Raw genomic sequence first — 19,002 nt, 5'->3', positions numbered from 1 at the left:
TTGGAGGCCATCGGCGTGGGGTAGGCGGCCATGCAGGGCCGAACGCGCCGGGGCAGGCCTCGCCCGGAAAGTCAGCGAGCGCTCACAAATTGGGGTCATGGAAGGTACCCCGCAAGCTGGCTGGCGACCGATGCGGTGGACGTCCTGGCCCGGCTCGCCGTATGCAAGGGGCCGAGCGATCCGTGCGCTGCCAGGCAGGCCAGCGCCTTTGCCCAAAAGCGGTCAGCATGGCCGTTGGCGTCACTGTCGGCGTCAAAGCGTGGCGCGCCGGTTGGGCTGGAAATCTTCCGCACCTTGTGCAGGTCCAGGCGCAGCGGATCGTCCGCTTGGGGGATGCGGCTCTTCCGGTCCTCAAAGCTCTGCTTGATCAACGTCGCCAGCTGCAGTTTGTTCGGCCCGGTGAACAGCACGCCCTCGACACGATTTTTGCCGTAGCGCTTCTGCGCATCTTCGACAGGCTTCTCACCCATGCCGGTCTGGTCCATGCAATAGCGCACGACGTTGTAGCGCAGCTCGACGTCGTCCTGCAGCGCGTCCATCTCGCTAAAGCTGATGCGCTTCTTGACGATGGTCTCGCGATTCCAAAGCACGTCGCCCACCAGCTCGTCCACCCAGATCACGAAATTGTCTGAGCGTCTGGCGATATCGACGCCCACGTAGCACGGGCCACCTGTATAAAACTCAGGGACGCCGGCATGGTCATGCTCGACGCTGTTGATCAGGTCAAAGCTCAGCCAGGCTGACGCCTCGTCGAGCCATTGCAACAAGAACTCCTGATTCCAGGCGTCCTCGTCCATCAGCGCCGCTTTCAGCTCATCGGCATCGCGGGGCAGGCCGGCCGCGATGGCCTGATAGATATCCACGACGTGTTGCGACCAACCGCCAGCGGTAGCCGTGGCGAGGTCGTAAAACTTGTTGCCCTTGCCGTTTGGCGTGCTGGTGACACGGAGCTTCCAGCCGGCAGAGATCACGGGGAAAAGCGCTGTCCAGATCTTGCGGCTGTCCTTGTGGAAGGCGAACTCGTCCAGGAACACATTGGCGCTGAAGCCGCGTGCAGTGTCCGGGTTGGCAGGCAGCGCGGTGATCTTGTTGCCGCCAGGGTAGATCAGCTGCAGCGCACGCCGCTTGATGCCGCTCTCTTCATCATAGAAGTCAGTGTCCTCGCGGGCGACCTTCAGCGCGGCACCATAGGCGGCGTTGTGCCGCATGATGCCTTCCTCCATCGCCTCCTGTGCCTGGCGCTCACCACGGCTCAAGATGACCCAGGGTGCCCGCCGCTTCAGTATCTCGGCTTCATGGACGTCGTCAACGATCTCCAGGGTGGTCGTGAAAGTCTTGCCCGTCTGCCGTGCGAAGCGCCCGAGCTTGAACCTGCTCTTGTCCCTGATCCATTTGACCTGGTAGGAATAGAGCAGTGCGCGGACAGCGTTGTCTACAGCCTGGCTCACATGGCCCCTTCATAGACCGCGCGAACCTTGTTGAGCATCTCCATCGCAACATCGCGCGATGCGCCGGTCAGCGCCTTGGCCTCCTGTTCGACAGCCTTCAGACGCTCGGCCGCTTTGGTACGGACCTCGATCTGCCACTTCTTCTGCGTGATCGAGCTGCGCGCCAGGTCGGCAATGCTTTTGGTGATCTTGGTGATATTCACCGACTCGGGATCAACGTCCAGGTCCACCAGCACGCCGAACAGCTTGTCCTGGGTGAGACGGATCAGCGCCTCATTCATTGCGCCCTCATCGTCCGGGCTGGCCGCCACGACGGCTCTAGCCTGTTCGGTGCTGACCTTGAGCTGGGCCATGCGCTCTTCGAACTTGCTGCCGTAGCGGTGCAGGGAACTCTTGGACAGAGCCGCGCCCCGCTTCTGCAGGTCGGCGGCAAGCTGGACATAGTCAGCAAAGCCGCGCGTCACCAACTCGGCGTCCAGCCAATTCTTCAGCTCCTGCGGTAGCGTGTCTACCTTGCTGCGTTTCACCATTGCCGCTCACCCTTGTCCGTGGATCTGTGGGCGCGAGATACCAGGCTCACACGGCACCGTGTATTCCACGATGTCCACGCCCCAGCGCGTCAGCGTGACGAACCACCGGCCCATCGGATCTATGTCGATCTTCACCACGTCCCGCTCTTGCAGGTAGTCCAGCTGCCGGCGCACCTCCAGCTCGGAGGCGTCCGGGTAGACGGATTGCAGGATGGGCAGCATCGCGCCGGTGTACATGCCTTGGGGGCGCGAGACGTTGGCGATCTGCATCAGGTGCCAGCGCACTGCCTCGCGGCGAACCTTGTCAGTGATGGTCTGGTTAAACACGCTTGTCTCCGAACATGGCGCGCTCAATCGTCAGGCGCAGGTTATCTACTTTGATCTCGAAGCTGGCGATCACGCGCGTGAAGTCTTCTCTGCGCACGTAATCGGTGGGCAGTTCCACGCGCAAGGCCGCGATATCGCGCTCGATGCGGCGGTCGCTTTCGTCCTGGACGGTCAGGCGTTTGTTCATGGCTTCAAACTTGTCATCGATGGCTTCGAACCTGTCATCGGTGGTCTTGAACTTCGCGTCCAGAAACTTCACCTGCTGCACCAGCATCATCTTGGCCATACCCCAGAAAGCGCCCATGATCATGGACGCGAGCAGGATCAACTGCCACAGATCAAATTCAACTTTCAAGGCGCGCTCTCCATGTTTGTTTGTTTGGGTGCGCGACATACAAACATCGCGTCGTCTTGCAGGCCGGCTACTTGGTCGCTGAGTCGGTCAGCTTCTGCAGCCAGCCCGAGGAGAGCTTGGTTGCAGCTTCCAAAAAGCTCTCGGGCGGTGGCGGCACCTTCAGCGAGGGCGACAGATCCGGGATCGCTGCCGGCGGCGGACACGTCACGCCGGTTGAGGGTTTCAATGGCGCTGCGCAGGTTTTGCCTGTTCATCGGAAATCCTTTCTGCGTTACGAAACTTGATCAGTTGGTCGGCGCTGCGCTCACGCTCCAGGCGCAGGGTTTCGGCCTGGTCAACGGCTTTTTGCTTGTCCCACTGCGCCTGGGTACGGGCTTCACCCACACCGATCAGGTGCGAGCGCACGGCCAGGCCGGCAGCGGCAAGTGCTGCCAGCACGGCGGCGATGATGGCGATGCGCACCCAGTTCATGAGATGGCCCTGAAAAGCTGGAAGGCGCGGATGGCCTTGTTGAGCACCGGCAGGCCAAAGGCCACCCAGACAAACACGCTGCCGGGCAGAACGTCTTTCAACAGGCCCATGCGCTCTTCTGCAGCAGCAGCGGCCAGCACGATGGCGTTGAACCAGAACACCTTGTTCTCCCACCAGCGCGGCGCGCCTGGCGGCTGCACGCCGGTATGCTCCCACCAGCTGCGGATCTCGATGCTCAGTTCGCCCCAGGCGGGCAATGGCCCGCCCTCGGAGTTGACGCCGTTGCGCAGCAGGAAGTAATCCCGGTAAGCGCGCTCGCCGGGCGTGGCGGGAACCGCTGCCTGGGCCGCCGCCATGTGCTTGAAAGCCTTGAATGCTTGCGGGCTCATTCACGCACCTCGCCGCAGTGGTGGGCAAGCCCACTCGACACGCGGCGCGGGCTATCACCTTCGCGCATGCGCGCCGGGGGGCCGCCCATAAAAATTGAGTTCCGGGATTTCATCGGCGCCCTCCACGGCCGGCCGCCTTGTGCCGGGCCTGGTTGCGGCGCTTGCGCGCCACGCGCACAGCGTGCCGGTTGGTCCAGCCATAGGCTGCTCGGCGCTGGCGCCCGCCCGAGGTGCCGACCCCACCACCGAGCATTGCGCGCATCTTGTTGCTGGCTTCCTTGATCGGGTTCTGTGCGCTCTTGTTGATGGCGCGCTGTGTGGTCTGTGACAGACCTGGAACTTCGCCCAGGTTGACGGTGGCCAGTGACCCCACGGCACCGAATGCGCCCGCCAGACTGGCAGCGGCCAGGAGTGCGGCGTGCCTCATGCTGCCTGCTCCTGGTAGACGTGCTTGGCCAGCGGCTGCATTCCGTTGGCCAGCCACGCACGCACGTCAAAGCCGGGGCAGGTTTTCGTCCACTCGAAGGGCTCGACCATGCCGTCGCCATCGCCATCGGGCGACAGGTCGCGGTGGCCACACACGCCACCGAACATGCGATAGCCCAGCTTGGCCGTTTTGTCCGGCACGCGCTTGGGCGCGGCGCAAGGGATGCCGTAGTCGGTCAGTAGCATCGCCACAACCTGCTGCAGGCTCTTCCACTGCGCGGCCGTGTACTGCGCTTCCCGCTCAGCGCCGCCTACCAGGCAGATGCCCACCGAATGCGAATTGAACTCGACCGCATGCGCACCAACCTCGGTCAAGGCCCGGCCAGACCAGACCTCGCCGGTCAGGTCGATGACGTAGTGGTAACCGATGGACGGCAGCTTGGAGCTGAAGGCGCGCACGGCCGCAGGGTTGCGGTGAAAGCCGCGTCCGGCGTGCCAGGCGTCAATGACCTGGGGCGCGTTCATGTAACCCACTGAGCCGGGCTTGCCCTGCTGCAGTGGTTTGCCGCTGGGGGTGGCGGCGCAGTGGATGACAACCAGGTCAATCGACCGTGGCAGCGGTTGCCCGACTTGGCGGGCGAGCGGAGTTTGATTTTGGTTGGGCATGCCCGGCAGAATGCCGGGCCGGGGCTTGATTTGTCAGAGTGACGACGGTCACTCTAGACTAATGCTTGCAGTCTGCCAAAGCCGCCTCGAAACGTGACTGCGACATCCAGGAGCCGCCACGCATGACGTCAGTGATTCCATCAGAAAGATGACCGATAGCAAGTAAGCAATCCTTTTTGTCTGCTTGAGGCGCACCTGTCGGATTGAGTGCGCGAAACACAGCTGTGGAACTGTCAAGCAGCGCTGCGGCCGCGCCCGCGTCGCCCTTGCGGTCTGCGGCCTTAAGTTGCGCCGCCATGTTGACCATCCTCTGTTTTTGCGCCGTCGCGCTGGTCTGTTCTTCGGACACCGGCGATTGCAACCATAGACCAATAGAAAAAACAGCAACCACACCAGCCGGCAGCAGCGTCCAAGCAAGCACGCGGACTTGGCGCGATGCCCAACGTGATCGCACGCCGGACCAGACGCACCAAGCAACGATAGCCGCGTAAGTGGCCAAGACCCAATATGCAGTAGCGCTCATGACTTCCCTTTCCTGGCTGCATCTTGCCTGCGTGTGCGCCTGTGTAGCTCATTGTTTTTCATGCTGCCTTCCTTTCCGCTTTTTTAACACTTATCTCTGGCTGTTTCGCTTCCAGCATCGCGACGCGCTCAATGGCGCGCTGCCCCTCCTTACCGGAATGCTTGTAGTTATCTAGGAGTGCCCTTTCTCTAGGCTGCAGCGCTCCAGCCGCCACTTCCGCACGTCCAGTGAGGATGTAGTTCACATCAGCGCCGAACTGGCGTGCCAGCGCCAGCAACGATGAACCGTCTGGGAGACGCTTTCCAGCCTCCCAGCCCACAACCGTTTTTCGGTCAACACCAAGTCGCTCAGCAAAGGCGGCTTGCGTCAAATCGCCGCGCAATTCCGCAATACGTTGTCCCGCCTCAAAAAATATTTCGTCATGAGACATAAATTTACCTTGCAAATGGGTAATTAATTGCCCATAATTCGATCTAACAGACGCAATTAATCAGAGCGTCCAACTTGTTAGACGAAGGATAACCCAGCCATGCACCCAGAGGAAATCAAAGCAGCCATTCGCATGAAAGGCACCACGCCCTCGGCCGTTGCAGACGAGTTGGGCATTTCCCGTACAACCGTGTCGCAGGTCATTCATGGCCGTGGTGTTTCGGACAGGGTTGCCACGCGCATTAGCCAGGTGCTGGGCATCCCGAAGGCCTCCATCTGGCCTGATGCGAAGCCCACGTTGATGCGGCGAACGAAGCCCAAACTGGTCGCGAGAACCGAGGACCGCCGAAAGCTTGCGTCCACCTGGGACGGTGTTGAATGCAGGTCTGGCGACCGCCGCGCGGGAGCGCGCAAGTGAAGCCGCACTACAAGCTTCATCTGAATGGTCAAATTTCGCTGGCATCTGTGCCATCAGATTACGCGTCGTTCAATACGCACAACAAGCTTGGCAGGCAAGAGCTGGTTGCGGCAATCAAAAAGAAATTCGGCAGCGTAAGTGCGTGGCAGCGGGAGTTTGGAATTCCTCACACGCTTGTGCAGGACGCGCTAACTCCGCGTGGCAAATACGGTTGTATCGGAGGCGGAAGCGGTGCGCTGCGCGCACTGATGGGTCTTCCTGTGCGCAGCAGTGCAAACACCAAGGCGCTCGACATAACGCTGAAAGTACCACTCCAGGCGCTGGCTTTGACAGCTAAAAGGCGAGGGCGCTAGCATGACCGCACCCACCCCCATCCAGGCCACGCTGAGCCGTTGCCGCCACGGCCATGCGCTGGTAGTGCTTGACGGCCAACCGTTCAACGGGCTTGAAATTCGCCCAGGCGCACTGCGCGTCATGGCGCAGCAGCTCAATGCGCTGGCCGACATGGCTGCGCGTTTGCCAACCGGTGGCAAGCATTGGCGGCCTACTCAGGTGCAGATGGCGTCTTTGGCAACCGACGCAGCTACAGCCCAAGAGGCCCGCGCATGAGAGCATTTGCTACCGCCGCCGAACTCGCCCAACTCCCCGGTTTCCCGTCAAGCGAACGCCGCGCCCGCGAGACAGCCACACGCATGCAGCTCCCCGCCCGGCCAAGGGCGGGACGCGGTGGCGGCTTTGAGTATTCGGTGGAAGCCCTGCCACCAGCAGCCCGCATGGAATGGGCGGCACGCTTCGCTGGCCAGCAAAGCCAGGGCGCAGCCAACGACGCGATCACGAAGTCCGTGCAATCGGTGGGCGAGAACCGTGTCAACGGCACACGGCAGGGCGCACTGGTGACCGGATGGCGCAAAGACAGGCAGGACGCCATCGCCCGCGTCCTGGTGCTCTTTCAGCGCTTCTGGCAGGGGTTCGGCGGCAAGGCGACGCCGGCTCTGCAAGCCTTTTGCACCCAATGGGCAGCCGGCAAGATTGACGTCGAGCCCACTCTGTGCGCCCAGTTTCCGACCCTGAGTTTCAGCACGCTGCGCGCCTGGCACGTCGGCGTCCAGGAGCGAGGCCTTGTCGCCATCACACCGCGTGAGCATGTCCGCAAGGGTATGTATGCAGCATTGGCCGGCGAAGTCGGCACAGCAGTCCTGGCCATGCTGGTGCAGCAACCACATCTGTCAGCCCAGGCTATCTATGAAGCCTTGCAGAGCAGTTTTAAAGACCTACCGAGTGACCGGGCTTTCCGTCGCGCGCTCGCCTATTGGAAAGAACAGAACAAGCAGGTCTACGAGGCGGCAATCAACCCGGACGCGTGGCGCAACAAATACATGTCTGCGGCCGGCAGCTACAGCCAGGGCATTACACGTCCCAACCAGAAGTGGGAAATGGACAGCACGGTCGGAGACATCATGCTGGCTGACGGCCGCCGCCATCACATCGTCGGCGTGATTGACGTTTTCACGCGCCGTCGCTTGTTCATAGTGACTCGCACCAGCCGGGCCAACGCGATCATGAGCCTGATCCGCCTTGCCATTCAGCGCTGGGGCGTGCCGGAATCCATCAAGACAGACAACGGGGCCGACTACGTCGCGCAGGTGCTGGAACTGGCTCTGCTGGGCCTAGCCATTGCACATCCGCTGTGCGAGCCATTCAGCCCACACCAAAAACCGCACATCGAGCGTGCCATCGGCTCATTGATGCACCAGTTGTTTGAGCTGCTTGACGGATACATCGGCCATAGCGTGGCCGACCGAAAAGGCATCGAGGCACGCAAGGGCTTTGCTGAGCGCATTCTGAAAGACAAAAGCTTCACGGTGGAAATGCGTCTGACGCCCGAGCAGGTGCAGGAGCAGCTCAATACCTTCTGCGACCGCATGGACGCCAAGCCGCGCAGCTACCTGCAGGACCGCACGCCGCTGCAGATGGCCGCCGGCCACCAGCTCAAAACTATCAACGAGCGCGCATTGGACGTGCTGCTTGCACCGGCGGCATACAGCGGTACGCGGGTTATTGGCAAAAAAGGCATCGATATCGGTGGTTTCTATAACCACGCATCGCTGGGCGGCATGGAGGGCACGTCAGTGCAGGTCAAGGTGGACGACACCAACCTTGGCCGCTGCTGGGTGTTCGACCTGGACGGGCAGTTTATCTGCGAAGCCCTGGACTACGAAAAGCTCGGCCTCAATAGCGCCGAAGTGGCTGCCGAGCGACGCGCTCATCAGGCCAAAGTCATCCGTGAACAAAAACGCGGCTTGCGCGAAGCAAAAAAGGCCTTCGACACGCGTGCCGCCGTCGCCAGCATCAACCGGGCACGGACCGAGGACGCGGTGGCCAACGCAAGCAACGTGGTCTCAATCCAGCGCCCATCTGCCGAACACACCAGCGCAACCATCGCCTCCATCGTGGCGGCCGACGCTCCCCTGGTAGACCAAGCCCGCGTGGAAGCAGCACAGGCCGGCCTTGCGGCTTTCCTGGCCAAGCCGGCCGAAGTGCGCGCCATGCCCGAGACGCCCCAGATTCGCTACGCCCGCTGGCTCAAGTTGCAGGAACGCGTCCAGCTCAGCCAGGCGCTGACGGCCGACGAAGGAAATTGGTTTGAGGGGTACGCGCAGGGTGCCGAGTGGGCATCCATGCAGCGCTACTTCGAGACTTTTGGATTGACCGCTGACCAGGTGCTGGCCGGCTGACAGCGGGCAATCCAAAAAAAGAAACCCGGCAGGCGTGCGGCCTGACCGGGCGGTGTTCAGAAGAACTAACGAGAAGGAAAGTATATGACAAACAGGAAAATTTCAACAGCCACTGGCGGCGGCGTAATTGCGCCAACCTCCAACATCGGCCTGGTGCATACCCTCATGGAGTCGCTGACAACGCGCGCTCCTGGCTTGCCCGGCATTGCCGCCTTCTACGGCCGCAGCGGCCTGGGTAAGAGCGTCGGCGCAGCCTACGCCAGTCACCCGGCCGGCTTCAACGGCATCTATGTCAGCTGCCGCAGCTTTGAAACCAAGAAGAGCCTGGCCATCCAGATCTGCAAGGCCATTGGCATTGTGGCCAAGGGCAGCATCCCGGAAATCGTGGATGCGATTGTCGAGGCGCTTTCGCTCAGCGGCCGGCCGCTGATCGTGGACGAGGTGGACCACATCGTGGAATCGAAAACGGTGGAGCTGATCCGCGACATCCACGACGCATCGGACGCACCCATCCTGCTGATCGGCGAAGAGCGACTGCCCAACAAGCTCAAAAGCCACGAGCGGTTCGACAACCGTGTGCTGATCTGGCAACCGGCCACGGCTTGCACCAGCGGCGACTTCGATCTCCTGGTCAAACAGTACGCGCCCGATATCCGGATTGCCCCCGAACTCAAAAAGCGCGTGCTGGCCGAGACCCACGGCATCACCCGCCGCGTGGTCACCAACATTCACAACATCAAGCGCTGGTGCGACCGCAAGGGCACCAAGGATGCCTTGGCCGACTGCGATGTCGAGCTGTACACGGGCCTTGCACCTGGAAGGGCGGGCCTGTAATGGCGGGAAAGCCTTCCATCGTGATGACCGGCATGCTGACGCCGCGCGAGCGGATCTGGCAGTCCGTGCGCACCTTCGGGCCGCGCAAGCAGTTCACGGCCATGATGGTTGAGGACGGCTGCAAGCCGACCGTGGCCTACGACACCGTGAGCCAGTACCTGCGCGATCTGAAAGACGCTGGCTACCTGGAGGTGGTCGAGCGCATCAAGCCGGAGAAACCGGCAGGCAGCCGCTTCGAGGCACCAGTCTACAAGCTGGTTAAAACAGCCTTTGAAGCGCCGCGTGTGGGCCTGTACGGCAAGGAGGCGCGGCAAGGCTTGGGCGTACTGGCCATGTGGCGCTGCATGCAGGTTCTCAAGTCTTTCGACTTCAGGGACATTGCCCGTGCTGCGAGCCACCCCACCTTGATCATCGCCGAGATTACCGCGCAGAAATATGTGAACGCCCTCGCCAAGGCCGGCTACCTCACCACGCTGCAGGAGCCCACAAGGCTGAAGGCCGGCCGGTACCGGCTGACCAAGGTGACCGGGCACCACGCGCCGGCCATCACGCGCGTGAAGTCGGTGTTTGACCGCAACCTGGGCAAGTTCACCTGGACGCAACCCGTGCAGGAGGTCGCCGATGGCCTCGAATAAGACGCCGGTCGCCCGGCCGCTGCCGGCCGACGCGCTGCAGGCGCTGCTGGGCCTCAAGGAGACCCACTCCCAGGCCGCGATAGCGCGACTGATCGGCGTGAGCGAGGGAACGATCAGCAACGCGCTGGCCGGGCGCTACATCGGCAACGTCGAAGCGCTGGCAGAGCGGATCCGTGGCCAGGTGCTCAACCAGACGGTGGTCTGCCCGATCTTGGGCGAGATCACCACGCGCATTTGCCAGGACGAGCGGAAAAAGCCCTTCCACAGCGCCAACCCGACGCGTGTGCGGCTCTGGCGCGCCTGCCAGACCTGCCCCAACAACCCCAAAGGAGGTAAACCATGACCCGATTCGGATGGATCAAGCGGCGCGCCAGGCGCCTGCAGAACTTTTATGGCATCGACCGCAAGCTGGCCGTGTTCGACGCGCGCCAGGACTTCCTGATGCTCCAGGGAGGCCAGTCATGAACCGGCATGCCTTTTATCCAGGCGTCGTGATTCCGACCGTGCCATCAAGGCGCAAGCAGCTGCTGCGCTTCCTGCGCTGGCTGGCGCTGTTCATGGTGGTGGCCGTGATGGTGCTCGGTGCAGTCAAGGTAGTCGCCATCTTGTGGACGCTCGACGCGCAGCTCGACAGCGCCTTCCTGCAGGGCATGAACGCAGCCCGCCAACTTTGCACCAGGGGAGCCTGAACCATGCAATTCAAAAAAATGCCCCCCAAGGGTGCCAGGCTCAATCCGCAGAGCAAGGCCATCGTCGCGCACCTGCAGGCGCACGGCCGTCAAACCTTTGACCAGCTGCATGTGCTGTTCAGGGAGCCGTCCTACCACCGCAGCAACGGCCCCAACGGGTTCGTCCCGAATCCGCACTGGCTGCGCGCCCGGCTGACCAACCTGCGGCAAGGCGGGCATGTGTCGCGCGAGGTGCATGAAGGCGTCATGTACTACGTGGCCGGCTACCAGGCCGGCGAGCAGGAACCAACGTCCAGGCAAGCCCTGGCCGCTGGCGGCTGCATCACGCCGCCGCGCCGCGTCTACGTCATGCGGGGCGGCACCTACCAGCCGCCGCCACCAGTGCCGTGCCGTGAGGGGGCGATGGACTTCGCCAACTGCCCAAGCCTGGACGCCGGCCGCCGCATGCCCTTCATCCCTGGAAGGGCCATTTATGGGTAACGCCATCACGCAAGACACGCGCGCGCTCTGGCTGATGCTGGTGCGCGACGGCGGCTGGTGGACCGCCGCCATGCTCACGCATCACTGGCGGCCCACCTTCGCGCCGCACGAGGTGCAGCAGGCCGTTGATGCCTTGGAGGCTGGCGGCTTCCTGGCCAGCCGCGACCAGGGCGACAAAGCGCACACGCGTATCTACGCCTTCACGTCCGAATGCAAGACGCTGCCGGATCTGCCCCCAGCAACTGCGCTTGGAGGTGTCCTATGAATCAGCCCACCTTGACCACCGAACAACTCGTGGCGCTGGCTCATGAGCAGCAGTCAAAGCTGCGCGACGCACTGGCCGGCCTGCCCGCCAATGTGCAGCTCGACGCCTTGCTGCTCGCCTTCGTGACCATCGCAACCGAAAGCGGGCTGCTGGAAAACGCCGGCACAACGCTGATCAATGTCGGCGGCAGCATCGTTTTCAACGAGCTGTTCAGCAAGAACATGACGCGCTGCAGCGTGCCGGCATCGCTTGAGGTTGACCACCACGCCGCGCCGCCCATCGTCCAGTAACCAGGAGCCAACCATGTCACAGCTGCAGATCACCAAAGCCCAGGTCCTGGCCGAGTTGCAAAAGCACGTCGGCCGCGAGAACGGCATCCACGGCCGTGACCTGGTTGCCCGCATCACCAACCAGGCCAGCAACCCGCCCGCCCTGGAGCGGGCTGTGCGCGACTTCATCGTGGAGCTGCGCATGGACCAGCACCGCGTGTGCGGTTACCCGGCCAGCGGCTACTACATGGCCGCCACACAGAAGGAGTTTGACGACACCTGCGTCTTCCTCCTGGAGCGCGCCAGCACCACGGTGGACCAGGTCGCCGCCATGAAGGGCCGCTTTGCGCCCGACCTTTATATCGAAATGGGCGTCCCCAGCCCTTCCAAAAAATCAACCACTGCAGGAGCTTCTAAATGAGTGAACAACAAACCTCGCACCCTGGCTACTGGAAGGATGCCAGCGGCAGCCTGATCCCGGTCAGCAAGATCAAGGAAATCGACAAGGTTCGCCACAAGACGGTTGGCGACATCTGCCGACAAGCCGAGCAGGAAAGCGCACGCCTGATGGCCTTCAAAACCGTTTCTATGCAAGCCGTCACCGATTTCATCAACACCAGCATGGCGGAGTACGGCATCAAGCCGCGCGGCACCAAGGGCAACGTCACGCTGTTCACCTTCGACGGCGAATACAAGATTGTCCGGCAGATGGCGGAGACCCTGGTCTTCGACGAACGCCTTATGGCGGCCAAGGCGCTGATCGACGACTGCATCACCGGCTGGAGCAAAGGCAGTAACGACAATATCAAGGTGATGGTCAACCATGCCTTCCAGGTGGACCAGCAGGGCAAGATCAGCACCGGCCGCGTGCTGGGCCTGCGCAGTCTGAAGATCACAGACCCGAACTGGCTGCTGGCGATGCAGGCGATCAGCGACAGCATGCGCGTGGGCAGTACCAAGCCCTATATCCGCTTCTACAAGCGCGACGCGGCCAGCGGCGATTACTTGCCTATCAGCCTGGACGTGGCGGCGATATGAGCGCGGAAAAATTAACGACCGCCATCAACCTGGACCTGGCGAACCTGCGCGCCTCGATCAACTATCGGAAGCCCGCCAAGCCGTTGCCGCAGCCAGCCTGCAAAAACTGCAGCTTCTACCTCTGCGACCACGATGACCGCGAGGGTGAGAAGGGCGTCTATTTCGAGACTTCGAACAGCCGCTGCAGGCGTCACACCATGCCGGTCGGCCGCACCAGTGTGTGTGACACGCATGAGTTCAAGCACACCGACCGGAGGGACGTATGAACGCCACCACCTGCACCAACTGCGGATGCACCGAACTGCGCGCCTGCCCCGGCGGCTGCAGCTGGCTCGGCGTCAATCACCGCGACGGCACCGGCGTCTGCAGCAACTGCCCCAAGGCGCTCACGGCCTGGCGCGCGCAGCAGGCTGACCAGACAGTTCAAAGCCGTGATGCCAGCCAGCGCGAGCTGCTGCAGATCGGCCCAACCGATATCTGAAAGGACGCACATGGACGCTGCATTGATCGAAAGCCTGGCGCTGATCGTGTTGATCGGCTTCCTGTCCTGGATCTTCACCCGTTTCGACTGATGTTTCCTTGATCACGCCAGCGGCCTGGAAACCGCAACCGGCTGATCTTCACCGCCCCAGGGCTTCGGCCTTGGGGCCTTTTTAAACCGCTTTAAAGGCCAATTTATGAACACCAAATTTGTCGCTGCCGCCCAGGCCATCGCTGAGCACTTCAAGGCCGCCGAAGCCCGGCGCGGCGAACCGTTCGCCGAGACCTTCATCGATCCGATGAATAACGATGCCGTCACACCCAACACGGCGGGCATCCCGGTCGATCTGTTGCGCGCCCTGGTCGAGGCCCGCGATCCAGCGCCGGATTCTTTGCGGGTAGTTTTGTGCGACGTGGAGTCGGAGCGCCAACGACAGGACGCAAAGTGGGGCGGTCCAGAACATGACGACGGCCACGATACGCACACCTTCTGCCTGTTGATTGAAGGCTACACGGGCTGGGCGCGTGTCATGGCTGGAATGAACAGTCTCGCCAAAGCCCGTCATCGCCTTGTCCAGGTTGCCGCCTTGGCTGTGGCTGGATGTGAGTCCATCGACCGCGCCATCACTCGCGCTGCCAGCGGCAAAGGCGGTGCAGCATGAAAACCGAAGTCCAAACCCAAGACATCACGGTGCGCTCAACAGGCGGCACCTACCAGACCAACATCGTGCGCGGCTTCAATGCAAGCTGCACCGCTGGTGAAAAGCAGGCGGCCGAGCGCCTGGGCGAGAAGCTCTACGGCGCATCCCTGGTCACCGTTGAACCGTTGCCGCGCGGCAGCGATCACAACATCACCCACTGGCGCCTGCACGCCGAGCCGGTGCACGCCTGGGCCTGGCAGTCCGGCCTGATCGAGTTCGGCCGCGAAGTGCCCGAGGGCGCCCTGTCGTTTGCCACGGGCATGGACCGCCCGCTGCGCGCCCGGGTCAGTGCGCTGGCCCGCGAAGGCATGGGCAAGAGTGCAGGCAAGCTGTTGGTACCAGGCGTGCCAGAGGCGGAGAACGAAACCGCACAAGTAGACGCGCTCATCGCGTGGGTGGACTGGTGCGCCAAAGGGAACGGCAAAGAAACGAGCTGCGGCGTTGTCTTTAGCAACCGTCAGGGGAGCGCAGCATGACATTCACCATCACCGTTCCGTTCTGGACGATGCTGCCGCTGGCGCTCTGCCTCGCGGTGTTGGCTGCCGGCCTTTGGATAGACCTCGCCGCCATCGGCTCTGCCCTTGACTACGATTGCTCGCTGATCGCCATCGTCTTGTGCCTGGTGTGCTGGGTATTGGTGTTGTACGGGCGCTATGAGCCCTGGCTGGTGCTGCCCGTGCTGGTCACAACCATCTTGATCTTTCAGGCCTGGCGCGAGAGGCTCAAGCGCGAGGCGCGTCGGATCGTTGCCAGCATCCTTGTCGCCGCTTGGCTCCTGGTGGTCTACGGGAGGCTCACTGCGTGAGCTGCTGCGATGCCAATCAAACCTGAAAACCGCGCCCGCTATCCCGCCGACTGGACGGAGATCCGCGCTGCCATCCTCCTGCGGGCCGGCAACCGCTGCGAGTGGCCCGGCTGCTGCGCGGTCAATCACGCGGTCGGCTACTGGGAAGGACCGAACTTCACGCAGATCTGCATGAAGGATGAAGCGGCCAGCATGGACGTCGAGGCCGCTGACCTGGCTGACGGCTTCAAGGTGATCGAGATCGTGCTGACCATCGCTCACCGCGACCACATCCCGGAACACTGCGACCCGGCCAACCTCGCGGCCTGGTGCCAGCGCCATCACCTGGCCTACGACCAGGACCACCACACCATCAATGCCTACATGACCCGCAAGGCCAAGGCAAACAACCTGGAGCTACCGCTGTGATACCTGTAACCCAGACTCAACTTCATGATCCCGCGAACGGCAAGCACGGAAATTGCCTGTCGGCCGTGCTGGCGTCGCTGCTGCATATCCCCATTGAGACCATCCCTGTGTTTTCGAGCAAAGACACATGGCTGAAGGACATGAACGCCTGGCTGCGTCCCCGTGGTCTGGCCTATCTTTCTTTCCCTCAAGAGGGCTTTCACCAGATGCTTGCCGACTTTGGAATTCGTGGCGTGCATCACGAGATCTATGGAGGCACCACAAGATTCACCGATGTCGGCCACGCATGCGTTGGCGAAGATGGTCGGTTGGTGTTTGACCCGCACCCAAGCCGCGACGGCCTCAATGCCTCCATTGAAGGGCATGGTCTGTTTATCGCTCTTGAGCCTTGGAGGATTCAGACATGAGCCACTGGCTTGACCTTTTCGAGGCCGCGCAGCCGTGGCTCACCAAGGCGATGCAATACCTCGGCAGGCCGTTCGCCGTGATAGAGCTGTTCGCCACGGCCTGCGGTCTGTTTGGCAGCTTGCTGCTGGCCCTGAAAGGCCGGCAGGCCCCCCTGGGTTGGCTCTTCTTCGCCGCCAGCAACATCGGCTGGCTGTCCTTCGCCAACGGGCACGGCCATCAGTTCATGTTCGTGCAACAGATCGGCTTCTCCATCACTTCGCTGGTCGGCATCTACACCTGGATCATCGTGCCAGCCGTTGATCACCACTATGAACAGCTTGTGAGAAAGGCAATCGGGCTATGAGCCGCGCACCTGTCACGAAGAAGCCTGTGGCGATGTGCTGCGTCAGCATCGCCTACAACGACTACCTCATGCCTGCCGACAAGGGCATGAAGCTGGTCGAGCTGCTGCAGTCGGCTTTTGCAGCCCGAAAAGATTACGGCGATCACGGCTACACCTACGCTTTCGGTGAGCAGCCGAGCGTGGAGCTGTCCTTGGTCAAGGCGTCGCAGATCAAGGCGAGGCGAGCCGACACCAACGCAGCCGGCCAGATGCTCCTGGGAGGGCCTGACTGATGACCTTCATCGCCATTCGCACACGCCCGGTCGATCTTGATGCCTGCCAGTGGCATCAGCCCGGTGATCTGCCCGACATCGTCGTTAGCTCTGGCGTTACCGGAATGTCCACCTGGGGCGTGCACAGCGCCTCGCATGGCTTTCAAAAAATCAACCCTGGTGATTGGGTCGTTTTTGAAGGTAGCCGTCACAGCCCTCGCGTCTACGGGAACGCTAACTTCCACGCAAATTTTGAGATTGTCGAATCATGACCAAACTACCGCTAGCTGGCCTCACCAAGATGCGGCAGCTCAACCGGCGACACAACGTAGGTAGTGCCGTTGTTGTCGTGCTTGATCACGAAGCCGTATTTAAAGTATCCCTCCCACGGCACCCAAAAAACCACTGGCGGAAGCCGCAATTCATCGGAGCTAGAGGTCACTCTACTGCTGGCGTCCTTCCATTTGGCAAGGAACTCACTCACGCTCACGCTTTCCCCGTCAGTGTCTTCAGGAAAGCCAGCAATTTGGGCGGCTGCCGAGGCCGCGCCCAGCTCTTTTGCCGTCTCAACAACAGTCTTCATGTGCTGCCAGTAATGATCGATCGGGCCGAGTTCGTAGATGTACCAGTGCATGGTGTTGGTCGCAGGTTTGGGTTGATGGAGCAGCCATTATGAGCAAGCTAGCCCGCGACCACCGCAACAGCGACGTCATCAAGATCCAGATCGCCAGGAAGGAGCTGAAGCTGAGCGACGACGACTACCGGGCCATCCTGGTTGCCAAGGGTGGACAGGACAGCTCGAAAAACCTCGACTATGAAGGCCGGCAGCGCGTCCTTGATTACTTCAAGGCCACGCTGGGCTGGAAGCCGAAGACGGCCAGCCACGGCAAGCGCCCCTCGCGGCCAACACCCTCGCCGGACAAGCTCAAGCTGGTTCGCCGGATACGCGCTCAGCTGATCAGCCTCGACCGCCTGCCAGACACCTACGCGGACGGCATTGCCGAGCAGATGTTCGGCGTGCAGTTTTACGAATGGTGCACGCCCGAGCAACTGCATGCGGTCTCGGCGGCGCTGGGCGTCCAACAACGAAAAAAGGGAGTGCCCACGCAATGAAACCGCGTCGCCAGATCGACCCGCCACGCGAACAGTTCAGCCTGTTCGATCTAACCATGCCGCTGCGCTCGGAAGTCGCTCAAGACGACTTGCCGAAAACTGCGCGCGAGCTGGTGCAGGTGATCGGCCTCGACGCGACGATTGACCTGGTGAAAATGTGCGCCGGCGACGAACTCAAGATCCCGGAAGTGATCAACGGCACCAGCCGGGTGTGGGCCATGCTGGTGGATGCCGTCGGTCCTGACGCTGCAACACGCCTGGTGCAACGCTATGCCGGCACACCGCTCTACGTGCCCACCTGCGCTGTCGCTCTGCGCGCTCATCGCGACCGCGAGATCATCCGCCGCATCGATGCCGGTGAGGATTTCGACGTGGTGCGCCGCGACAACAAGATCACCCGCCGGCACATGTACCGTGTGCTGAAAAAACCTTTGTAGAAGCTCCAGGATAATCCAGCCATGCGCCCAGCACCGTCCAACCCGAACGTCTCACCCTGGCTTTGGGAAAGCGCCGTCCTGGAGCATGAGAATTACCTCAAGCAGTACCACCTGCTGCGCAACATGGGCCTGACCGACGAGCAGGCGGATCGCTACCTCGACCTCAGCAATCTGGCCGCCGCCCAACTGGAGCGACTGACCACTGCGGACGTGGATTTTCCATTCAGTGACCACGCTTCAGCCTTCGACGAGCTGAGCAGGAACATTGCGGAGATGAGGGCGCTTCTGGGGTACTAAAAACCGGGTTTTAAGGCCCAAAAAACACCATTTTCAGACGCTGAATCGCCCCTTTTTTGGGGCTTTTTCTGGTCCAAAATGTCCGAGTTGGCGTCCGAGTTGTGCTTAAATATTCAACAAATACCGTCCGAGTTCGCTTTTCCAGTTCTGCCGACCGCCGTGCCAAAACCCTATATAAATCAGTCATCTATCCAACTCGGACGCTTGTCTGCCAACTTGGACGCCAACGTCCGAGTTCGCTGCCTGGGCAGAGTGTCCGGGCGCTGTCCGGCCGGGCGCACCGATGGCCCTTTTATACAGTGGTGGCGGGGTTTTGCCGGGGATCGGTGCCTTGACCAGGGCAGCAGCCAGAATCGCGCCAGGAAGGCCTTGGAGCCCATTTTTTATGCGTCCGCGCCGCCCGGAACCCGAATCGGCCAAAATACCCGTAACCCCTTGATTCAATGGACCTTTCCCACCTCTTCCCGCTTCATCCCGCCACTTCCCGGATGTTCAGGCTCATGGGTCCGGTCACAGAAGGGTGGTGGGGTCGGGAGCGGGTACGGAATCGGGCTCCGGCGAGGACGCGCAAAGCGCGTCCTCGCCTCCCCGAATTTGTCTTGGTATTTGTCTCCCCCACCCGTCGGGCTGGGCCGAGGAGCGCAGGCAAAAGCGGACCAGGGCTCGCGATTGTCTGAGCCGAAGGCGAGTTCGAGCGAGACCCCGCTTTTGCCGAGCACCGCAGGTTGCCCGCAGCGAAGCGAAGGGACCCAGACCATCGGGTCGCCTTCTCTTTGCTTACTTTCTCTTGGCGACGCAAGAGAAAGTGAGTCGCCCGCCGGGGCGAGACCCG

The 19,002-nt window shown here is 61.8% G+C and carries 39 protein-coding genes; 27 read left to right on the top strand and 12 right to left on the bottom strand.

Features of this window, described 5'->3' with window-relative positions; translation table 11 throughout:
* Positions 1-95 precede the first annotated feature (95 nt).
* The 11 genes from B7X65_RS15370 to B7X65_RS15320 form a co-directional block, all read right to left on the bottom strand.
* Positions 96-1,448: a terminase family protein gene (locus B7X65_RS15370; protein ID WP_293595172.1), complete on the bottom strand. Its 1,353-nt coding sequence runs from the start codon at positions 1,446-1,448 to the stop codon at positions 96-98.
* A complete protein-coding gene (locus tag B7X65_RS15365) occupies positions 1,445-1,978 on the bottom strand; it encodes a DUF3486 family protein (RefSeq protein WP_293595171.1) in 534 nt (177 codons plus the stop codon). Before B7X65_RS15365 ends, B7X65_RS15370 begins: the two co-directional genes overlap by 4 nt.
* 6 nt (positions 1,979-1,984) lie before the next feature.
* Positions 1,985-2,305: a hypothetical protein gene (locus B7X65_RS15360; RefSeq protein WP_293595170.1), complete on the bottom strand. Its 321-nt coding sequence runs from the start codon at positions 2,303-2,305 to the stop codon at positions 1,985-1,987.
* Positions 2,298-2,660, bottom strand: coding sequence for a hypothetical protein (locus B7X65_RS15355; protein ID WP_293595169.1), 363 nt, complete (start codon positions 2,658-2,660; stop codon positions 2,298-2,300). Before B7X65_RS15355 ends, B7X65_RS15360 begins: the two co-directional genes overlap by 8 nt.
* Positions 2,657-2,914 carry a hypothetical protein gene (locus B7X65_RS15350; protein WP_293595168.1) on the bottom strand — a complete coding sequence of 86 codons (258 nt, stop codon included), beginning with the start codon at positions 2,912-2,914 and terminating at the stop codon, positions 2,657-2,659. Before B7X65_RS15350 ends, B7X65_RS15355 begins: the two co-directional genes overlap by 4 nt.
* Positions 2,883-3,131 (bottom strand): hypothetical protein, encoded by a 249-nt coding sequence (locus B7X65_RS15345; protein WP_293595167.1) that lies wholly within the window; start codon positions 3,129-3,131, stop codon positions 2,883-2,885. The genes B7X65_RS15350 and B7X65_RS15345 overlap by 32 nt, the downstream gene beginning before the upstream one ends.
* Positions 3,128-3,520: a hypothetical protein gene (locus B7X65_RS15340; protein ID WP_293595166.1), complete on the bottom strand. Its 393-nt coding sequence runs from the start codon at positions 3,518-3,520 to the stop codon at positions 3,128-3,130. Before B7X65_RS15340 ends, B7X65_RS15345 begins: the two co-directional genes overlap by 4 nt.
* Before the next feature lie 109 nt (positions 3,521-3,629).
* Positions 3,630-3,947 (bottom strand): hypothetical protein, encoded by a 318-nt coding sequence (locus B7X65_RS15335; RefSeq protein ID WP_293595165.1) that lies wholly within the window; start codon positions 3,945-3,947, stop codon positions 3,630-3,632.
* Positions 3,944-4,612, bottom strand: coding sequence for an N-acetylmuramoyl-L-alanine amidase (locus B7X65_RS15330; protein ID WP_293595164.1), 669 nt, complete (start codon positions 4,610-4,612; stop codon positions 3,944-3,946). The genes B7X65_RS15335 and B7X65_RS15330 overlap by 4 nt, the downstream gene beginning before the upstream one ends.
* 58 nt (positions 4,613-4,670) lie before the next feature.
* Positions 4,671-5,135: a hypothetical protein gene (locus tag B7X65_RS15325; protein WP_293595163.1), complete on the bottom strand. Its 465-nt coding sequence runs from the start codon at positions 5,133-5,135 to the stop codon at positions 4,671-4,673.
* Positions 5,136-5,193: 58 nt separating this feature from the next.
* Positions 5,194-5,565 carry a helix-turn-helix transcriptional regulator gene (locus B7X65_RS15320; protein ID WP_293595162.1) on the bottom strand — a complete coding sequence of 124 codons (372 nt, stop codon included), beginning with the start codon at positions 5,563-5,565 and terminating at the stop codon, positions 5,194-5,196.
* Positions 5,566-5,664: 99 nt separating this feature from the next.
* Between B7X65_RS15320 and B7X65_RS15315 the strand changes: the two genes are divergently transcribed.
* From B7X65_RS15315 to B7X65_RS15200, 24 genes are all read left to right on the top strand, one after another.
* Positions 5,665-5,982 (top strand): helix-turn-helix domain-containing protein, encoded by a 318-nt coding sequence (locus B7X65_RS15315; protein WP_293595161.1) that lies wholly within the window; start codon positions 5,665-5,667, stop codon positions 5,980-5,982.
* Complete coding sequence (locus B7X65_RS15310) at positions 5,979-6,335, top strand: hypothetical protein (RefSeq protein ID WP_293595160.1); 357 nt, start codon at positions 5,979-5,981, stop codon at positions 6,333-6,335. Before B7X65_RS15315 ends, B7X65_RS15310 begins: the two co-directional genes overlap by 4 nt.
* Before the next feature lies 1 nt (position 6,336).
* Positions 6,337-6,591 (top strand): hypothetical protein, encoded by a 255-nt coding sequence (locus tag B7X65_RS15305; protein ID WP_293595159.1) that lies wholly within the window; start codon positions 6,337-6,339, stop codon positions 6,589-6,591.
* A complete protein-coding gene (locus B7X65_RS15300; protein WP_293595158.1) occupies positions 6,588-8,717 on the top strand; it encodes a DDE-type integrase/transposase/recombinase in 2,130 nt (709 codons plus the stop codon). Before B7X65_RS15305 ends, B7X65_RS15300 begins: the two co-directional genes overlap by 4 nt.
* An 84-nt stretch (positions 8,718-8,801) precedes the next feature.
* Positions 8,802-9,551, top strand: coding sequence for an ATP-binding protein (locus B7X65_RS15295; RefSeq protein ID WP_293595157.1), 750 nt, complete (start codon positions 8,802-8,804; stop codon positions 9,549-9,551).
* Positions 9,551-10,186: a hypothetical protein gene (locus B7X65_RS15290; protein WP_293595156.1), complete on the top strand. Its 636-nt coding sequence runs from the start codon at positions 9,551-9,553 to the stop codon at positions 10,184-10,186. Before B7X65_RS15295 ends, B7X65_RS15290 begins: the two co-directional genes overlap by 1 nt.
* Positions 10,173-10,529, top strand: coding sequence for a helix-turn-helix domain-containing protein (locus B7X65_RS15285; protein ID WP_293595155.1), 357 nt, complete (start codon positions 10,173-10,175; stop codon positions 10,527-10,529). The genes B7X65_RS15290 and B7X65_RS15285 overlap by 14 nt, the downstream gene beginning before the upstream one ends.
* On the top strand, positions 10,526-10,651 hold the full coding sequence (locus B7X65_RS15280) for a hypothetical protein (RefSeq protein ID WP_293595154.1): 126 nt from the start codon (positions 10,526-10,528) through the stop codon (positions 10,649-10,651). The genes B7X65_RS15285 and B7X65_RS15280 overlap by 4 nt, the downstream gene beginning before the upstream one ends.
* On the top strand, positions 10,648-10,875 hold the full coding sequence (locus tag B7X65_RS15275) for a hypothetical protein (protein WP_293595153.1): 228 nt from the start codon (positions 10,648-10,650) through the stop codon (positions 10,873-10,875). Before B7X65_RS15280 ends, B7X65_RS15275 begins: the two co-directional genes overlap by 4 nt.
* Before the next feature lie 3 nt (positions 10,876-10,878).
* Positions 10,879-11,355, top strand: coding sequence for a hypothetical protein (locus B7X65_RS15270; protein WP_293595152.1), 477 nt, complete (start codon positions 10,879-10,881; stop codon positions 11,353-11,355).
* Positions 11,348-11,620 (top strand): hypothetical protein, encoded by a 273-nt coding sequence (locus B7X65_RS15265; protein WP_293595151.1) that lies wholly within the window; start codon positions 11,348-11,350, stop codon positions 11,618-11,620. Before B7X65_RS15270 ends, B7X65_RS15265 begins: the two co-directional genes overlap by 8 nt.
* A complete protein-coding gene (locus B7X65_RS15260; RefSeq protein WP_293595150.1) occupies positions 11,617-11,910 on the top strand; it encodes a hypothetical protein in 294 nt (97 codons plus the stop codon). Before B7X65_RS15265 ends, B7X65_RS15260 begins: the two co-directional genes overlap by 4 nt.
* A gap of 13 nt (positions 11,911-11,923) precedes the next feature.
* Positions 11,924-12,310 (top strand): hypothetical protein, encoded by a 387-nt coding sequence (locus B7X65_RS15255; RefSeq protein ID WP_293595149.1) that lies wholly within the window; start codon positions 11,924-11,926, stop codon positions 12,308-12,310.
* Entirely contained in the window at positions 12,307-12,927 is a 621-nt protein-coding gene (locus tag B7X65_RS15250; RefSeq protein WP_293595148.1) for a DUF3164 family protein, read from the top strand. The genes B7X65_RS15255 and B7X65_RS15250 overlap by 4 nt, the downstream gene beginning before the upstream one ends.
* Complete coding sequence (locus B7X65_RS15245) at positions 12,924-13,193, top strand: hypothetical protein (RefSeq protein WP_293595147.1); 270 nt, start codon at positions 12,924-12,926, stop codon at positions 13,191-13,193. The genes B7X65_RS15250 and B7X65_RS15245 overlap by 4 nt, the downstream gene beginning before the upstream one ends.
* On the top strand, positions 13,190-13,408 hold the full coding sequence (locus B7X65_RS15240) for a hypothetical protein (RefSeq protein WP_293595146.1): 219 nt from the start codon (positions 13,190-13,192) through the stop codon (positions 13,406-13,408). The genes B7X65_RS15245 and B7X65_RS15240 overlap by 4 nt, the downstream gene beginning before the upstream one ends.
* 196 nt (positions 13,409-13,604) lie before the next feature.
* Positions 13,605-14,069, top strand: a complete 465-nt coding sequence (locus B7X65_RS15235) for a hypothetical protein (protein WP_293595145.1) — start codon at positions 13,605-13,607, stop codon at positions 14,067-14,069.
* Entirely contained in the window at positions 14,066-14,584 is a 519-nt protein-coding gene (locus tag B7X65_RS15230; RefSeq protein ID WP_293595144.1) for a hypothetical protein, read from the top strand. The genes B7X65_RS15235 and B7X65_RS15230 overlap by 4 nt, the downstream gene beginning before the upstream one ends.
* Positions 14,581-14,913 carry a hypothetical protein gene (locus B7X65_RS15225; protein ID WP_293595143.1) on the top strand — a complete coding sequence of 111 codons (333 nt, stop codon included), beginning with the start codon at positions 14,581-14,583 and terminating at the stop codon, positions 14,911-14,913. The genes B7X65_RS15230 and B7X65_RS15225 overlap by 4 nt, the downstream gene beginning before the upstream one ends.
* 9 nt (positions 14,914-14,922) lie before the next feature.
* Positions 14,923-15,321: a hypothetical protein gene (locus B7X65_RS15220; RefSeq protein ID WP_293595142.1), complete on the top strand. Its 399-nt coding sequence runs from the start codon at positions 14,923-14,925 to the stop codon at positions 15,319-15,321.
* Positions 15,318-15,728: a hypothetical protein gene (locus B7X65_RS15215; protein ID WP_293595141.1), complete on the top strand. Its 411-nt coding sequence runs from the start codon at positions 15,318-15,320 to the stop codon at positions 15,726-15,728. The genes B7X65_RS15220 and B7X65_RS15215 overlap by 4 nt, the downstream gene beginning before the upstream one ends.
* Complete coding sequence (locus B7X65_RS15210) at positions 15,725-16,072, top strand: hypothetical protein (RefSeq protein ID WP_293595140.1); 348 nt, start codon at positions 15,725-15,727, stop codon at positions 16,070-16,072. The genes B7X65_RS15215 and B7X65_RS15210 overlap by 4 nt, the downstream gene beginning before the upstream one ends.
* Positions 16,069-16,344, top strand: a complete 276-nt coding sequence (locus B7X65_RS15205; protein ID WP_293595139.1) for a hypothetical protein — start codon at positions 16,069-16,071, stop codon at positions 16,342-16,344. The genes B7X65_RS15210 and B7X65_RS15205 overlap by 4 nt, the downstream gene beginning before the upstream one ends.
* The gene (locus B7X65_RS15200) at positions 16,344-16,595 is read left to right on the top strand and encodes a hypothetical protein (protein WP_293595138.1); all 252 of its coding nucleotides are present in this window, start codon (positions 16,344-16,346) and stop codon (positions 16,593-16,595) included. Before B7X65_RS15205 ends, B7X65_RS15200 begins: the two co-directional genes overlap by 1 nt.
* A gap of 11 nt (positions 16,596-16,606) precedes the next feature.
* Here B7X65_RS15200 and B7X65_RS15195 read toward each other — a convergent pair whose 3' ends face one another.
* Complete coding sequence (locus tag B7X65_RS15195) at positions 16,607-16,957, bottom strand: hypothetical protein (RefSeq protein WP_293595137.1); 351 nt, start codon at positions 16,955-16,957, stop codon at positions 16,607-16,609.
* Between the two features lie 38 nt (positions 16,958-16,995).
* Here B7X65_RS15195 and B7X65_RS15190 point away from each other — a divergent pair, with 38 nt between their 5' ends.
* The 3 genes from B7X65_RS15190 to B7X65_RS15180 are packed head-to-tail and all read left to right on the top strand — an operon-like array spanning position 16,996 to position 18,170.
* Complete coding sequence (locus tag B7X65_RS15190) at positions 16,996-17,436, top strand: regulatory protein GemA (protein WP_293595136.1); 441 nt, start codon at positions 16,996-16,998, stop codon at positions 17,434-17,436.
* Entirely contained in the window at positions 17,433-17,873 is a 441-nt protein-coding gene (locus tag B7X65_RS15185) for a Mor transcription activator family protein (RefSeq protein ID WP_293595135.1), read from the top strand. The genes B7X65_RS15190 and B7X65_RS15185 overlap by 4 nt, the downstream gene beginning before the upstream one ends.
* Before the next feature lie 21 nt (positions 17,874-17,894).
* The gene (locus tag B7X65_RS15180) at positions 17,895-18,170 is read left to right on the top strand and encodes a hypothetical protein (protein WP_293595134.1); all 276 of its coding nucleotides are present in this window, start codon (positions 17,895-17,897) and stop codon (positions 18,168-18,170) included.
* Positions 18,171-19,002 lie beyond the last annotated feature (832 nt).

The sequence above is a fragment of the Polaromonas sp. 39-63-25 genome, assembly GCF_002278925.1.
Classification (GTDB): domain Bacteria; phylum Pseudomonadota; class Gammaproteobacteria; order Burkholderiales; family Burkholderiaceae_C; genus Polaromonas.
The sequence above is the reverse complement of the archived record's forward strand: the minus strand, read 5'-3'. Positions and strand labels throughout refer to the sequence as shown.

Bases quoted from the DNA above. Each gene is read 5' to 3' on its own strand.
- B7X65_RS15345 (WP_293595167.1), bottom strand. From the start codon at position 3,131: ATGAACTGGGTGCGCATCGCCATCATCGCCGCCGTGCTGGCAGCACTT.
- B7X65_RS15270 (WP_293595152.1), top strand. From the start codon at position 10,879: ATGCAATTCAAAAAAATGCCCCCCAAGGGTGCCAGGCTCAATCCGCAG.
- B7X65_RS15195 (WP_293595137.1), bottom strand. From the start codon at position 16,957: ATGCACTGGTACATCTACGAACTCGGCCCGATCGATCATTACTGGCAG.
- B7X65_RS15245 (WP_293595147.1), top strand. From the start codon at position 12,924: ATGAGCGCGGAAAAATTAACGACCGCCATCAACCTGGACCTGGCGAAC.
- B7X65_RS15315 (WP_293595161.1), top strand. From the start codon at position 5,665: ATGCACCCAGAGGAAATCAAAGCAGCCATTCGCATGAAAGGCACCACG.
- B7X65_RS15350 (WP_293595168.1), bottom strand. From the start codon at position 2,914: ATGAACAGGCAAAACCTGCGCAGCGCCATTGAAACCCTCAACCGGCGT.
- B7X65_RS15240 (WP_293595146.1), top strand. From the start codon at position 13,190: ATGAACGCCACCACCTGCACCAACTGCGGATGCACCGAACTGCGCGCC.
- B7X65_RS15230 (WP_293595144.1), top strand. From the start codon at position 14,066: ATGAAAACCGAAGTCCAAACCCAAGACATCACGGTGCGCTCAACAGGC.
- B7X65_RS15180 (WP_293595134.1), top strand. From the start codon at position 17,895: ATGCGCCCAGCACCGTCCAACCCGAACGTCTCACCCTGGCTTTGGGAA.
- B7X65_RS15335 (WP_293595165.1), bottom strand. From the start codon at position 3,947: ATGAGGCACGCCGCACTCCTGGCCGCTGCCAGTCTGGCGGGCGCATTC.
- B7X65_RS15295 (WP_293595157.1), top strand. From the start codon at position 8,802: ATGACAAACAGGAAAATTTCAACAGCCACTGGCGGCGGCGTAATTGCG.
- B7X65_RS15265 (WP_293595151.1), top strand. From the start codon at position 11,348: ATGGGTAACGCCATCACGCAAGACACGCGCGCGCTCTGGCTGATGCTG.
- B7X65_RS15185 (WP_293595135.1), top strand. From the start codon at position 17,433: ATGAAACCGCGTCGCCAGATCGACCCGCCACGCGAACAGTTCAGCCTG.
- B7X65_RS15305 (WP_293595159.1), top strand. From the start codon at position 6,337: ATGACCGCACCCACCCCCATCCAGGCCACGCTGAGCCGTTGCCGCCAC.
- B7X65_RS15225 (WP_293595143.1), top strand. From the start codon at position 14,581: ATGACATTCACCATCACCGTTCCGTTCTGGACGATGCTGCCGCTGGCG.
- B7X65_RS15285 (WP_293595155.1), top strand. From the start codon at position 10,173: ATGGCCTCGAATAAGACGCCGGTCGCCCGGCCGCTGCCGGCCGACGCG.
- B7X65_RS15280 (WP_293595154.1), top strand. From the start codon at position 10,526: ATGACCCGATTCGGATGGATCAAGCGGCGCGCCAGGCGCCTGCAGAAC.
- B7X65_RS15275 (WP_293595153.1), top strand. From the start codon at position 10,648: ATGAACCGGCATGCCTTTTATCCAGGCGTCGTGATTCCGACCGTGCCA.
- B7X65_RS15205 (WP_293595139.1), top strand. From the start codon at position 16,069: ATGAGCCGCGCACCTGTCACGAAGAAGCCTGTGGCGATGTGCTGCGTC.
- B7X65_RS15260 (WP_293595150.1), top strand. From the start codon at position 11,617: ATGAATCAGCCCACCTTGACCACCGAACAACTCGTGGCGCTGGCTCAT.
- B7X65_RS15235 (WP_293595145.1), top strand. From the start codon at position 13,605: ATGAACACCAAATTTGTCGCTGCCGCCCAGGCCATCGCTGAGCACTTC.
- B7X65_RS15250 (WP_293595148.1), top strand. From the start codon at position 12,307: ATGAGTGAACAACAAACCTCGCACCCTGGCTACTGGAAGGATGCCAGC.
- B7X65_RS15340 (WP_293595166.1), bottom strand. From the start codon at position 3,520: ATGAGCCCGCAAGCATTCAAGGCTTTCAAGCACATGGCGGCGGCCCAG.
- B7X65_RS15330 (WP_293595164.1), bottom strand. From the start codon at position 4,612: ATGCCCAACCAAAATCAAACTCCGCTCGCCCGCCAAGTCGGGCAACCG.
- B7X65_RS15365 (WP_293595171.1), bottom strand. From the start codon at position 1,978: ATGGTGAAACGCAGCAAGGTAGACACGCTACCGCAGGAGCTGAAGAAT.
- B7X65_RS15320 (WP_293595162.1), bottom strand. From the start codon at position 5,565: ATGTCTCATGACGAAATATTTTTTGAGGCGGGACAACGTATTGCGGAA.
- B7X65_RS15210 (WP_293595140.1), top strand. From the start codon at position 15,725: ATGAGCCACTGGCTTGACCTTTTCGAGGCCGCGCAGCCGTGGCTCACC.
- B7X65_RS15325 (WP_293595163.1), bottom strand. From the start codon at position 5,135: ATGAGCGCTACTGCATATTGGGTCTTGGCCACTTACGCGGCTATCGTT.
- B7X65_RS15290 (WP_293595156.1), top strand. From the start codon at position 9,551: ATGGCGGGAAAGCCTTCCATCGTGATGACCGGCATGCTGACGCCGCGC.
- B7X65_RS15255 (WP_293595149.1), top strand. From the start codon at position 11,924: ATGTCACAGCTGCAGATCACCAAAGCCCAGGTCCTGGCCGAGTTGCAA.
- B7X65_RS15190 (WP_293595136.1), top strand. From the start codon at position 16,996: ATGAGCAAGCTAGCCCGCGACCACCGCAACAGCGACGTCATCAAGATC.
- B7X65_RS15300 (WP_293595158.1), top strand. From the start codon at position 6,588: ATGAGAGCATTTGCTACCGCCGCCGAACTCGCCCAACTCCCCGGTTTC.
- B7X65_RS15220 (WP_293595142.1), top strand. From the start codon at position 14,923: ATGCCAATCAAACCTGAAAACCGCGCCCGCTATCCCGCCGACTGGACG.
- B7X65_RS15200 (WP_293595138.1), top strand. From the start codon at position 16,344: ATGACCTTCATCGCCATTCGCACACGCCCGGTCGATCTTGATGCCTGC.